General features: G+C 67.0%; 8 protein-coding genes. 4 read left to right on the top strand and 4 right to left on the bottom strand.

What is annotated here, in order from left to right; all coding sequences use genetic code 11:
* Nucleotides 1–233: 233 nt before the first annotated feature.
* Together NEF64_RS16075 and mtnP are read left to right on the top strand one after the other, a co-directional pair.
* Nucleotides 234–1625 (top strand): amino acid permease, encoded by a 1392-nt coding sequence (locus NEF64_RS16075; protein ID WP_056409305.1) that lies wholly within the window; start codon nt 234–236, stop codon nt 1623–1625.
* Nucleotides 1622–2485: an S-methyl-5'-thioadenosine phosphorylase gene (mtnP, locus tag NEF64_RS16070; RefSeq protein WP_056409165.1), complete on the top strand. Its 864-nt coding sequence runs from the start codon at nt 1622–1624 to the stop codon at nt 2483–2485. The genes NEF64_RS16075 and mtnP overlap by 4 nt, the downstream gene beginning before the upstream one ends.
* Before the next feature lie 458 nt (nt 2486–2943).
* Here the strand turns inward: mtnP and acnA are convergent, their stop codons facing one another.
* Nucleotides 2944–5628 carry an aconitate hydratase AcnA gene (gene acnA / locus NEF64_RS16065; RefSeq protein WP_031396444.1) on the bottom strand — a complete coding sequence of 895 codons (2685 nt, stop codon included), beginning with the start codon at nt 5626–5628 and terminating at the stop codon, nt 2944–2946.
* Between the two features lie 274 nt (nt 5629–5902).
* Between acnA and NEF64_RS16060 the strand changes: the two genes are divergently transcribed.
* Entirely contained in the window at nt 5903–6340 is a 438-nt protein-coding gene (locus NEF64_RS16060) for a phasin family protein (RefSeq protein WP_056409166.1), read from the top strand.
* Nucleotides 6341–6386: 46 nt separating this feature from the next.
* Here the strand turns inward: NEF64_RS16060 and NEF64_RS16055 are convergent, their stop codons facing one another.
* From NEF64_RS16055 to NEF64_RS16045, 3 genes are read right to left on the bottom strand one after another with little or no spacing between them, the layout of a single operon-like run.
* Entirely contained in the window at nt 6387–7952 is a 1566-nt protein-coding gene (locus NEF64_RS16055) for an efflux transporter outer membrane subunit (RefSeq protein ID WP_056409168.1), read from the bottom strand.
* A complete protein-coding gene (locus NEF64_RS16050; protein ID WP_056409170.1) occupies nt 7949–11224 on the bottom strand; it encodes a multidrug efflux RND transporter permease subunit in 3276 nt (1091 codons plus the stop codon). The genes NEF64_RS16055 and NEF64_RS16050 overlap by 4 nt, the downstream gene beginning before the upstream one ends.
* A 6-nt stretch (nt 11225–11230) precedes the next feature.
* Nucleotides 11231–12421 (bottom strand): efflux RND transporter periplasmic adaptor subunit, encoded by a 1191-nt coding sequence (locus tag NEF64_RS16045; protein WP_056409172.1) that lies wholly within the window; start codon nt 12419–12421, stop codon nt 11231–11233.
* A gap of 582 nt (nt 12422–13003) precedes the next feature.
* Here NEF64_RS16045 and rpiA point away from each other — a divergent pair.
* Nucleotides 13004–13678, top strand: coding sequence for a ribose-5-phosphate isomerase RpiA (rpiA, locus tag NEF64_RS16040; RefSeq protein WP_056409174.1), 675 nt, complete (start codon nt 13004–13006; stop codon nt 13676–13678).
* The last annotated feature ends 20 nt before the right edge of the window (nt 13679–13698 follow it).

Below are 13698 nucleotides of genomic sequence, written 5' to 3'. Positions count from 1 at the left end.
TAACGGCAGACCGTGGTGATGGATCGCGAGGTCTGCCAGTCTGGATTCCCGCCTTCGCGGGAATGACGGTAGGGGTTGGGGGCGTTACCGTCATGCGGCCGCCCGGCCGGGCAAAGGTTGCTGACGGGACGGACCGCGTTACAAGGGCGGCGCCAACTGGACCCCGGCGTCTTGCCGGGGTGGCGCGCTGGACCGAACGGAATGATCCGCGTCCAGATGACGAGGGGATCTACGTGGCCAGTCTGTTTCGCCGAAAAATCGTCACCGAGCAGCCGCCCGAGCATCAGCTCGCGCGGACTTTGTCATGGCCGCATCTGGTCGCGATGGGTGTGGGCGGGATCGTCGGCACGGGGATCCTGACGCTGATCGGCGTCGGGGCAGGACTCGCGGGCCCCGCGGTCATCCTGTCGTTCGTCATCGCCGGCGGGATCTGTGCCTGCGCGGCGCTCGCCTATGCCGAGATGGCGACGATGATCCCGGCGTCGGGCAGCGCCTATACGTACAGCTATGTCGTGCTAGGCGAGCTGATCGCCTGGGTGATCGGCTGGAGTCTCATCCTCGAATATTCGCTGGTCGTGTCGACCGTCGCGGTCGGCTGGTCGGGTTATGCCGCGCCGTTGCTGCGCGGCGCGTTCGGGTTTCCCGAGGCGCTGACGCTCAGCCCCGAGCTGGGCGGCGTCCTGAACGTGCCGGCGATCGTCATCATCGCGGTGGTTGCGGGCGTGCTGTCGTTCGGGACGCGCGAGAGTGCGACGCTGAACGCGGTGCTGGTGGCGGTGAAGATGATCGCGCTGACCGTCTTCGTGTTCATCGCGCTCCATTATTTCAACAGCGCGAACCTGCAGCCGTTCATGCCGTACGGCTTTCCCAAGGCCGTTCAGCCCGACGGTGCGGAGCGCGGCGTGATGGCGGCGGCGGCGATCATCTTCTTCGCATTTTACGGGTTCGACGCGATCTCGACCGCGGCGGAGGAGACCAAGAACCCCGGCCGCGATCTTGCGATCGGTATCCTCGGGTCGATGGTGGCGTGCATCGCGATCTATATCCTCGTCGCGGTCGCTGCGGTGGGCGCGCTGTCCTATACGCGGTTCGCGGGCTCGGCCGAGCCGCTCGCGCTGATCCTGCGCGAGATCGGGCGGCCGGGGTTCGCGACCTTCCTCGGCGCGTCGGCGGTCATCGCGCTGCCGACCGTGCTGCTCGCCTTTCTGTTCGGGCAGAGCCGGATCTTCTTCACGATGGCGCGTGACGGCTTGCTGCCGCTGGGCCTCGCCAAGGTGTCGAAGCGTGGTGCACCGGTACGGATCACCTGGATCACCGCGGCGATCGTCGCGGTGATCGCGGGGCTGTTGCCGCTCGCCGAGATCGCGGCGCTCGCCAATGCGGGGACGCTCGCGGCGTTCGTCGCGGTGTGTGCGTGCATGCTGGTGATGCGTCGCCGTGCGCCCGATGCGGTGCGGACGTTTCGCGCGCCGGCGGCAACGCTGGTGGGCGCGATCGGCATCCTCGGCTGCCTGTATCTGTTCTTCAGCCTGCCTTCGAAGACGCAGATCTATTTCGGGCTGTGGAACCTGCTCGGGCTGGTGATCTACTTCGCCTACGCCCGACCGCGGGCGCTTGCCGAATGAGCGGCTGGACGATCGGGATCATCGGCGGCTCGGGGCTGTATGCGGTCGAAGGGATCGAGGACGGGCGCTGGCAGACGGTGGAGACGCCCTGGGGTGCGCCGTCGGATGCGATCTATACCGGGCGCGTCGGGCCTGTCGGGGTCGCGTTCCTGCCGCGGCACGGGCGCGGACACAGAATCGCGCCGTCGGACCTGAACGCCCGCGCGAACATCGATGCGCTGAAGCGGCTGGGGGTGACCGATGTACTCGCGGTGTCGTCGGTCGGGTCGCTGGTCGAGGCGCGGCCGCCGGGGAGCTTCACGATTGTCGACCAGTTCATCGACCGGACCAAAGGGCGGGTGTCGAGCTTCTTCGGTACGGGCCTGGTCGCGCATGTCTCGATGGCGGATCCGGTGTGTCCGCGCCTGTCGGGCTATGCCGCCGATGCCGCGCGTCAGGCCGGTGCCGAGGTCGACGACCGTGGCACCTATCTGGCGATGGAGGGGCCGCAATTCTCGACGCGCGCGGAAAGCCGGTTGTACCGCCAATGGGGGTGCGACGTGATCGGGATGACCGCGATGCCCGAGGCGAAACTCGCGCGCGAGGCGGAGCTGCCCTATGCGCTGGTCGGGATGGTGACCGACTATGACTGCTGGCGCGAGGAGGCGGCGGGGGTCGATGTCGCGGAGGTGATTGCGCAGCTCGGTGCGAATGCGGCGAAGGCGCGCGCGATGGTGATGGCGTTGCTGCGCGGGCTGCCGGCGGAGCGTCCGGTGTCGCCGATCGATACCTGTCTCGACAGCGCGATCATTACGGCGCGGGGCGCGCGCGATCCGGCGCTGGTGGCTAAGCTCGACGCGGTGGCGGGGCGGGCGCTCTAGCGACGGCGTGACGCACGAGGCTCTGGGTCCTGACGTTCGTCAGGATGACGGTTGGGGGAGGTGGTGGTTTGCCACCGGGTGCGGTGATCGGCGGAAGAATTGCGGCGATCCGTGGGCTCCGACACATTGGTGCAACATATCGGCGCGATGAGGTGGGGGTCGCCGCTCCCTCTCCCCCTGTGGACGGCGACGTGGCCGGGTTGTTCCCCCTCCCGGTCCCTCCCTGAACTACGGGGCGATCGTCATGGTCGCCCCGCTTTTTTCTGCCGGGCCTGGGTCGCGTTCGAGACGCGCCGTCCGCCACGCTCCTGACCTGAAACACGTCGTCCCAGCGAAGGCCGGGATATCCCTTGTGGTGGGCAATATGAGCCTCACGGGGATATCCCGGCTTTCGCTGGGATGACGGTAGTTCAGGGGGCAGGCGTCGTCCCGGATTGCGCCGGGACGACGTCGCCGGATCAGGCGGCCAGCTTGCGCAGGACGTAGTGCAGGATGCCGCCGTTGAGGAAATATTCCAGCTCGTTGACGGTATCGATCCGGCACTTGGTCTGGAACGTCTCGCTGGTGCCGTCGGCGCGAGTCATCTTGACGCTCACGTCCTGACGCGGGCGGATGCTTGCCACGTCGAGGATGGTGAACGTCTCCGAGCCGTCGAGGCCGAGCGTCTTGCGATCGGTGCCTTCGGCGAACTGCAGCGGCAGCACGCCCATGCCGACCAGGTTCGAGCGGTGGATACGCTCGAAGCTCTCGGTGATGACCGCGCGGACGCCGAGCAGGTTGGTGCCCTTGGCCGCCCAGTCGCGCGACGAACCGGTGCCATATTCCTTGCCCGCGACGATCACGAGCGGCGTGCCGTCCTGCTTGAAGCGCATCGCGGCGTCGTAGATCGCCATGACCTCGCCGTCATACTTGGACATGCCGCCCTCGACGCCGGGGACCATCTCGTTCTTGATGCGGATGTTGGCGAAGGTGCCGCGCATCATCACGTCATGGTTGCCGCGGCGTGCGCCATAGCTGTTGAAGTCGGCCTTGCTGACCTGATGCTCCTGGAGGAAGCGGCCGGCCGGGCTGTCTGCCTTGATCGAGCCTGCGGGCGAGATGTGATCGGTGGTGATCGAATCGCCGAGGATGGCGAGCGGCTTGGCGTCGATGATGTCCTGCACCGGCGACGGCGTCATGCTGAGGCCCTCGAAGTACGGCGGGTTGGCGACATAGGTCGACCCTGCGCGCCAGGCGTAGGTGTCCGAGCCCGTGACGTCGATCTCGCGCCACTTCGAATCGCCCGCATAGACGTCGCCGTAGCGCGCGCCGAACATCGACGCGTCGATGTTGGCGTCCATCGTGCTGCGGACTTCCTCGTTGGTCGGCCAGATGTCGCGCAGATACACGTCCTGACCGTCGGTGCCCTGACCCAGCGGCGTCTCGATCATGTCGGTCGTGACGGTGCCCTTGATCGCATAGGCGACGACGAGCGGCGGCGATGCGAGGAAGTTGGCGCGGACGTCGGGCGAGACGCGGCCCTCGAAGTTGCGGTTGCCCGAGAGGACCGACGCGGCGACGAGGTCGTTCTCGTTGATCGCCGACGAGATGGCCGGCGCCAGCGGGCCCGAATTGCCGATGCAGGTCGTGCAGCCGTAACCGACGAGGTTGAAGCCGAGTGCGTTCAGATCGGCGGTGAGGCCGGCCTTGTCGAGATAGTCGGTGACGACCTGCGAACCCGGCGCGAGCGAGGTCTTCACCCAGGGCTTCGACTTGAGGCCCAGAGCGTTTGCCTTGCGGGCGACGAGGCCGGCGGCGACGAGCACCGACGGGTTCGACGTGTTGGTGCAGCTGGTGATCGCGGCGATCACGACGTCGCCGTCGCCGATGTCGTGCTCACGCCCCTCGACCGCGACGCGCTCGGGCTGCTCCTTGTGGTAGAGCTTGTGGAGGTCGCTGTTGAACACCTCGTCGACCTTGTTGAGGCTGACGCGGTCCTGCGGGCGCTTCGGGCCGGCGAGCGATGCGACGACCGAGCCCATGTCGAGCTCGAGCGTGTCGGTGAAGACGGGGTCTTCGGCATTCTCGTCGCGCCAGAAGCCGTTGGCCTTGGCGTACGCCTCGACCAGCTCGACATTCTCGTCAGACCGCGCGGTGAGGCGCATGTAATCGAGCGTCTTGTCGTCGATCGGGAAGAAGCCGCAGGTCGCGCCATATTCCGGCGCCATGTTGGCGATCGTCGCGCGATCGGCGAGCGTCATCGACGACAGGCCTGGGCCAAAGAACTCGACGAAGCGGCCGACCACGCCCTTGGCGCGCAGCATCTGCGTGACGGTGAGCACGAGATCGGTGGCGGTGATGCCCTCGTTCAGCGCGCCGGTCAGCTTGAAGCCGACGACTTCGGGGATCAGCATCGACACGGGCTGGCCGAGCATCGCGGCCTCGGCCTCGATCCCGCCGACGCCCCAGCCGAGCACGCCGAGACCGTTGATCATCGTCGTGTGGCTGTCGGTGCCGACCAGCGTGTCGGGATAGGCGATCATCGTGCCGTCGCCATGATCACCCGACGAGGCCGACGACCAGACGGCCTGGCCGATATATTCGAGGTTCACCTGGTGGCAGATGCCGGTGCCGGGGGGCACGACCTGGAAATTGTCGAGCGCCTTCGAACCCCACTTCAGGAACTCGTAGCGCTCGATGTTGCGCTCGTACTCGAGGTCGACGTTATCCTCGAACGCCTTGGGCGTGCCGAACTCGTCGACCATCACCGAGTGATCGATGACGAGGTGGACGGGGACCTGCGGGTTGATCTTCTCGGGGTTGCCGCCGAGCTTGGTCATCGCGTCGCGCATCGCGGCGAGATCGACGACGCAGGGTACGCCGGTGAAATCCTGCATCAGCACGCGCGCCGGGCGATACTGGATCTCGCGGTCGCTGCGACGCTCCTTCTGCCAGTCGACGATCGCCTGGATGTCGTCGCGCGTGACGGTGACGCCGTCCTCGAAGCGCAGCAGGTTCTCGAGCAGCACCTTCATCGAGAAGGGCAGGCGGCTGATGTCGCCGAGCTGTTCGGAGGCCTTGGCGAGGCTGTAATAGTCATAGGACTTGCCGCCGGTCGAAAGGCTCGTGCGGGTCTTGAGGGTGTCCTGGCCGATGGCAGTCATAGGGGTCCTTCCCGTGGGCGTCGGGCCGCCGGGCGCCGAGGGGAAAGCGGCCTATGGGACCGCGGGGGCGCGTAGGGGACCGACCTGAATGCGGTTACTGCCGGGGCCTTAGCAAGGGGGGGCGGGCGGGGGAAGGGCGGGTTTTGATTGAGACGCGGTTTCGCGTGCGCGACTAACATTGCGACCGACATTGCGACCGGGCCACAACCGGTTATGCTTCGGGTCCGTCGAAGGTCGATGCAGCAAGCACGCCGGAATGGAGAGGACCATAAATATGTCAGACGATGTCAAAGCCGCGATCGACAAGGGTGCTGGTCGGGCAAAGGCGGCAACCGACCAGGCCGCCGACGCCGCGAAGACCGCGACCGACCGGATGCAGGCGGATGCGCAGAGCGCGCAGGCCGCGTTTTCGGATCATTTCGGTGAACCCGCCAAGCGCGCCGGCGAGGCGCTGAAGGAATCGGGACGCAAGATGGCGGAGAACGGGTCGACGATCGGCGCGAAGATGATCGACCAGGCCGAGCAGAACACGCGTGAGGCGTTCGCGGCGATGCGCGAGGCGGCGTCCGCCAAGGACCTGACCGACGTGATGAAGATCCAGAGCGACTATCTGCGGACACAGAGCGAGCGCAGCATGAGCCAGGCGCGCGAGATCGGCGAGCTGATCATGCGGTTCGGGCGCGACGCGGTCACGCCGATGAAGGGCGGCTGATCCTTACCCCGCGCCGGGCCGACCGGATCGGTCCGGCGCGACCGGCCTATTCCGTGCGCGGGGTGCCGGTGGCGGTGACCGGCCGTGGCCCGTTGGCGGTCGCCTCGAGCGTCGAGTCGCCGCCGAGCACGCGGTAGAGCGTGACGCGGTTGCTCGCGCCGACCAACTGCGTCGCGACGAGGTTGCGCTGCGCGGTGTAGAGCGAGCGCTGCGCGTCCAGCGAGCTGAGGAAGGTGTCGATCCCGCCGCGATAGCGCGCGTCGGACAGGCGATAGGTGTCCTGCGCCGCCGCGGCGAAATTGACGTTGGCGGCGAGCTGATCGGCGATCGTGCCCTGGCGCGCGAGCGCGTCGGCGGTTTCCTGGAACGCGGTCTGGATCGATTTTTCGTAGGTCGCGAGCGCGGCGTCGCGCTGCGCCTTGGTATATTCGACATTGGCGACGCCCGCGCCGGCGCGGAAGATCGGGTAGCTGATCGAGGGCGCGACCGAATAGTTGAACGCGCCGCCCGAAAACAGCGAGGTCAGCGCGCTGCTGGCAAAGCCGAGCAGGCCGGTGAGCGACACGCGCGGGAACAGCTCGGCACGCGCGGCGCCGATCTCGGCATTGGTCGCACGCAGCTCATATTCCGCCTGAACGACGTCAGGCCGGCGGAGCAGGATGCCGCTGTCGAGGCCGGCGGGCAGGGTGGCGACGGTCGGCAGCGCCTGCTCGATCGAGGCGGGCAGCAGTGCGGCGTCGACCGGCGCGCCGACGAGCAGTTGCAGCGCGTTGATATCCTGGGCGAGCGCGGTCTTCTGAGTCGCGAGATCGGATTGCGCGGTGAACAGGATCTGCTGGGCCTGGCGCAGGTCGGTGCGCGGCGCGACGCCGCCGCGGAGCCTCGCCTGGGTGAGCGTGACGCTGCGCTGCGAGCTGGCGACGGTGTCCTGCGCGATCTTGAGCAGGCTCTGGTCCGAGGCATAGGTCAGCCACGCATCGGCGATGTCGCCGACCAGCGTCAGCCGGGTCGCACGCGCGGCGGCCTCGGTCTCGAAATAACGGTTGAGCGCGGCACCGGTGAGCGAGCGGATGCGGCCGAACAGGTCGAGCTCGAACGCGGTGGTACCGAGATCGACCGAGAAGGCGCTGTTCGAGCTGGACGCGCTGACGACGGTCCCGCCCGTGCCGGTGCCGCCGGTCCCCGTGCCGGTGCCGCCTGTGCCGGTGCCTGTCCCGCCCGTGCCTGTGCCCGTGCCCGTGTTGCTCGTCGCGGTGCTGCGCGCGCCATTGCCGCCGCCCGAATAGCTGTAGCGGCCGCTCGCATCGAGCTGGGGGAGCAGGTCGGCGCGTTGGATGCGATATTGCGCGCGGGTCGCGGCGATGTTCGCGGCGGCGACGCGCAGGTCGCGGTTGTTTGCCAGCGCCTGGACGATGATCTGCTGGAGCCGCGGGTCGCGGAACACGTCGCGGTAGGTGAAGGCCGGCAGCGCCGCTTCGGACTGGCGGAGATAGGCGTCGCCGACCGGCCAGGATACCGGCGTCGGCAGCTCGGGCCGGACATATTTGGGGGCGAGCGAACAGCCCGCGAGCGCGGTCGACGCGGCGAGGATCAGGAGTGGCGAACGCATCATGCGGGCTCCGGCCGGTGGGGGCCTGGTTGTTCGGGAGGGCCGAGCTTTTCGGAATCGCGACCGTCATGGTCATCCTCGCCGCCGTGGAAGCCGGTGGGCTTGCCACGCAGCTTGGCGATGCCGTCGCGCGCGCCGCGGCGGACGAGCACGAAGAACAGCGGGATGTAGAAGATCGCGAGCAGGGTCGCGGTCAGCATCCCGCCGACCACCGCGGTGCCGATCGCGATGCGGCTGTTCGCGCCCGCACCGGTCGACAGCGCGAGCGGCAGCACGCCGAGGATGAACGCGAACGAGGTCATCAGGATCGGACGAAGACGGATCTTGGCGGCGGACAGCGCGGCTTCGATGACGCGCTTGCCCTTGCGCTCTTCCTGTTCGGCGAATTCGATCATCAGGATCGCGTTCTTCGCCGCGAGCCCCATCGTCGTGAGCAGCCCGATCTGGAGATACACGTCGTTGATGAGCCCGCGCAGCGTCACCGCGAGGATCGCGCCGACGAGGCCCAAGGGGATGACGAGCAGCACCGCGATCGGGATCGACCAGCTCTCATAGAGCGCGGCGAGGCACAGGAAAACGACGAGCAGCGACAGACCGTAGAGGATCGGCGCCTGACCCGAGGACAGGCGTTCCTGATAGGAGAGCCCCGACCACGCGACCGAGGTGCCGGGGATCTGCCCGGCAAGCTCGGCGATCCGGGTCATCGCGTCGCCCGAGCTGACGCCCGCCGCGCCCGAGCCCTGGATCTCGTAGGACGAGATGCCGTTGAACCGCGACAGCGTCGTCGGCGCCTGTGACCAGCTGGTGCGCGCGAACGAGGAGAAGGGCGCCATCTGGCCGTTCGATCCGCGGACGAACCACTGGCTCAGGTCCGAGGGTGCCGCGCGGAACTGCGCGTCGCCCTGGACATAGACGCGCTTGACGCGGCCGCGGTCGATGAAGTCGTTGACATACTGGCCACCCCAGGCGGTCGACAGCGTCGAGTTCACGTTGGCCTGGGTCAGCCCGAGCGTCGAGAGCTTCTGCTGGTCGGCATCGACGCGCAGCGTGGCGACGTCGGGCAGCTCGGTCAGGCGGATCGCGGTCAGCGAGGAATCGGCGCGAGCGAGCGCGAGCAGCTTGTCACGCGCAGCGTTGAACTCGGTCTGGCTCAGGCTGCCGCTGTTTTGCAGCTGCATCGTGAAGCCGTTCGACGAGCCGAGACCGCGGATCGCCGGCGGGACGAGCGAATAGACCTGCGCATCGCGGAAACCCGCAAACGCCTGGGCCGCGCGGCCCGTGATCGCCTCGGCGGTGTTTTCCTTGCCCTCACGGTTTTCCCACGGCGCGAACGAGACGAAGCCCTGGCCGGTGTTCTGGCCGCTTGCACCACCGCCACCGCCGCCGCTGACGGTGAACATCGTGCTCACATTGGCCTTCTCGTTGGTGAAGTAATATTTCTCGATCTGCTTCTGCAGCGCGAAGGTACGCCCTTGCGTCGCGCCCGCGGGCAGCTGGAACTGGACGATGCCGGTGCCCTGATCCTCGGTCGGCAGGAAGCCCGTGGGCAGGCGGAGGAACATCACCGCGAGCAGCGCGACGACCGCGGCATAGATCAGCAGGAACAGCCATTTGCGATTGACCACCGACTGGACGGCGCCGACGTATTTCCTGGTACCCTTTTCGAACGTGTCGTTGAACTTGTCGCCCGCGCGCGTGAAGAAATGCGCGACCTTCGGAAATTTGCGCTCGCCCCAGCTCTGTTCGGGATTGCCGTCGGCATCCTTCTTCTTCTGCTTGAGCAACGTCGCGGTCAGCGCCGGCGACAGGATCAGCGCGACGAGCACCGACAGCACCATCGCCGACACCATCGTCAGCGAGAACTGGCGGTAGATCACGCCGGTCGACCCGCCGAAGAACGCCATCGGCAGGAACACCGCCGACAGGACGAGCGCGATCGCGACCAGCGCGACGGTGATCTCGTTCATCGACTCGATCGTCGCCTCGCGCGGCGACATGTCGGGGTTTTCCTCCATCAGGCGCTCGACATTCTCGACGACGACGATCGCGTCGTCGACGAGCAGGCCGATCGCGAGCACGAGCCCGAACAGCGTCAGCGTGTTGATCGAGAAGCCCGCGAGATAGAAGACGCCGAACGTGCCGAGCAGCACGACCGGCACCGCGATCGTCGGGATCAGCGTCGCACGCCAGCTCTGCAGGAAGACGAACATGACGATGACCACGAGGATGACCGCCTCGATCAGCGTCTTGATGACCTCTTCGATCGACAGCTTGATGAAGTTGGTCGTGTCGTTGGCGTAGGCGAATTTGAGGCCGGGCGGGAAGCTCTTGGCCGACTTCTCGACATAGGCCTTGACCAGCTCGGCGGTCTTGAGCGCGTCGGCGCCGGGGGCCAACAGCACCGCGATGCCCGCGCCCGGATGCGCGTTGACGCGGCTGCGCGCGTTGTAGTTCTCCGCGCCCAGCTCGATCCGCGCGACGTCGCGCAGCTTGACCGTTGCGCTGGTGTTGGTCGTCTTCAGGATGATGTTGGCGAACTGCTCGGGCGTCTGGAGACGCGACTGGGCGGTGACGGTCGCGTTGAGCATCTGCGTGTCGGGCTGGGGCTGGCCGCCGAGTTCGCCGGCCGCGACCTCGGTATTCTGCGCCTGGATCGCGGTCGTCACGTCGCTCGGGATCAGCTGGAAGCTCGCCAGCTTGTTCGGGTCGAGCCAGATCCGCATCGCATACTGCGCGCCGAACACGTTGCTGTCGCCGATGCCCGGAATACGGCCGAGCGGATCCTGGAGGTTCGAGACGAGATAGTCCGAGACGTCCTGGTTGGTCAGCTTGTCGGTCTCGTCATAGACGCCGACGATCAGGAGGTTGTCCGGGTTCGACTTGCGGACGACGAGGCCCTGCTGCTGCACCTGGGTGGGCAGGCGCGACAGCGTCTGCTGGACCTGGTTCTGGACCTGGACCTGCGCGATGTCGGGATCGGTGCCCTTTTCGAACGTGACCGTGACCGTCACCGAGCCGCGCGACGACGAGGACGAGCTGAAATAGATCAGCCCGTCGATCCCGGTCAGCGACTGTTCGACGACCTGCGTCACGCTGTTCTGGATCGTCTGCGCGTTGGCGCCCGGGAAGGTGGCGCGGATCGTCACCTGTGGTGGCGCGACGTCGGGATATTGCGCGATCGGCAGGCTCATGATCGCGCCGATGCCGCCGAGCATCACGATGATCGCGAGCACCCAGGCAAAGATCGGGCGATCGATGAAGACACGGGATAACATAAGGGTCTAGCCGGCCTTTTTCTGGCTGGCCTTATCGCCACCCGAGGAGTCGCCCTTGGGCGCTTCGATCTTTTGCGCGGTGTTTTCGGGGACCGGCTTCACGCTCTGATTGGGGGCGATCTTCGACAGCCCCTGCGTGATGATCCGGTCGCCGGGGTTGAGCCCGCTGGTGACGACCCAATAGGGGCCCTGCGTCCGGTCGGCCTTGATCGTCTTCTGCACCGCCTTGTTGTCGGCGCTGACGACATAGACGGTCGCATTGCCCTTCGCGTCGCGCGCGACGCCCGCCTGCGGCACCAGGAAGGCGCGCTGGTTGATCGCCTGCGCGAACTTCGCCTGGACGAACATGCCGGGCAGCAACAGCCCCTGGGGATTGGGGAAGCGCGCGCGCAGCGTCACGGTGCCCGTCTCGGTGTTGACCAGCGCCTCGGCGAATTCGACCGAGCCGGTCGCGCCGTAATCGCTGCCGTCCTCGAGCTTGAGGCGCACCTCGGCGCGGGTCGGGACGATGCCGTTCTGGCCGAGCGAGCGGCGCAGCGCGAGCAGGTCGCCCGAGGCCTGCTGGATGTCGACGAAGATCGGGTCGAGCCGCTGGATCTGCGACAGCGGATCGGTCTGCGTCGCGGAGACGAGCGCACCGACGGTGAACAGCGAGCGGCCGATCCGCCCGGTGATCGGCGCGGGGACGGTCGTGAATTTCAGGTTGATCTGCGCGGTCTCGAGCGCGGCGCGGGTCTGTGCGACCGAGGCGGTCGCCTGGCGCGAGGTCGCGATCGCGTTGGTGTAATCCTGCTTGCTGATCGCCTCCATCTCGGCGAGCGGCTTGTAGCGCTGCGCAAGGATGCCCTGCGCCTCGGCATTGGCGCGCGCGCTCTGCAGGTTCGCCTGCGCCTCGTTGGCGGCGGCGCGGTAGAGGCGCGGGTCGATCTCGTAGAGCGGCTGGCCCTTCTTGACGAGCGTGCCCTCGGTGAAGAAGCGGCGGCGGATGATCCCGGTGACCTGGGGCCGGACGTCCGAGCTTTCGAACGCGGTGGTGCGGCCGCTCAGCTCGGTGGTCATCGCGACGCTCGACGGCTGGATGACGACATAGCCGACAGTGGGGGTGCCCTGACCCGGCTGACCGCCCTTGCCCTTGCCTTTTGCGGCATCGCCGTCGCCGCCGGAACAGGCCGCGAGGCCGATCAGCGCGGGTGCCATCACGGCGTAGCGCCAAGGGGTAAGTCGTTTGGCTATCAAGTGGGGTATCCGCGATCAGATGAGGGCCGGCTAAACCATGCGGATGTACCAGAAGTATGTCAGTTGAAAAGCGGACGCGAAAAATAGGGAAGAAAGAGTAACCTGGTTTGTTGGTGGGGGTGTTTTTCCCGGTTTCCGTCATGCCGGTTTCGGTGGTCCGTCATCCTGACGGAGGTCGGGATCCGGGGTTGCGACGGGATCGTTGGTGGCTCTGGATCCTGACTTTCGTCAGGATGACGGGTGATTTGGGGGGGGTGCGATGGTACCCGTGACTGGTTCGTATTCCTGATCCGTTCGTTCCCCCCAACCCGTTAGTTTCCCCCAACCCGTTCGTGTCGCCCCAATCCGTTCGTTTCGTTTATCCGTTCGTCCCCCCCCCCGTTCGTGCTGAGCGAAGTCGAAGCACCTTCTCTCGGGGCGTGCCCTTCGACTTCGCTCAGGGCGAACGGGGAGGGAGCGGGCGAACGGAAGGGGAGGGGGCGGGCGAACGGGAGGGGCGAACGGTGAGGGGGCGGGGGCAGTTGATTTGAAAAGGCGCAACACATGATCGATGACGACAAGCAGGCGGCGGCGGTGGCGGCGGTGGCGGAGGTTCGGGACGGGATGCTGGTCGGGCTGGGCACCGGGTCGACCGCGGCGTTCGCGATCCGCGCGCTGGGCGAGCGGGTCGCGGCGGGGCTCGACGTCCGCGCGGTCGTCACGTCCGAGGCGAGCGGCATGCTGGCGCGGCAGGTGGGTATCGCAGTGCTCGACTTTGCCGATATCGCGCAGGTCGACCTGACGATCGACGGCGCGGACGAGATCAATGCGCGCTGTTTCGCGATCAAGGGCGCGGGCGGGGCGATGCTGCGCGAGAAGATCGTCGCCGCAAGCTCGGCACGGATGGTCGTGATTGCGGACGGATCGAAGCGGGTCGAACGGATCGGTGCGGCCAAGCTGCCGGTCGAGCTGCTGCCCTTCGCACGGGCCTATGTGATGCGCGTGCTGAGCGATCTTGGCGGAGCGCCGGTGATTCGCCCCAACTATCGGACGGATCAGGACAATCTTGTCGCGGATTGCCGATTTCCGACGCTCGACGACCCGCACGCGCTGGCGGCGGTGCTGGCGGCGATTCCGGGCGTGCTGGGCCACGGACTGTTCCTCGACGAGGTCGATGCCGCGTATATTGCATCGAAAGGCGTCGTTACGCGACTGGAACGCTCGGGTGCATCCGCCTAAAGGCATCCTATGTTGGCAAC

The sequence above is a fragment of the Sphingomonas aerolata genome, from assembly GCF_023935825.1.
GTDB lineage: Bacteria > Pseudomonadota > Alphaproteobacteria > Sphingomonadales > Sphingomonadaceae > Sphingomonas > Sphingomonas aerolata.
This window is presented reverse-complemented; position numbering and strand designations above follow the sequence as displayed.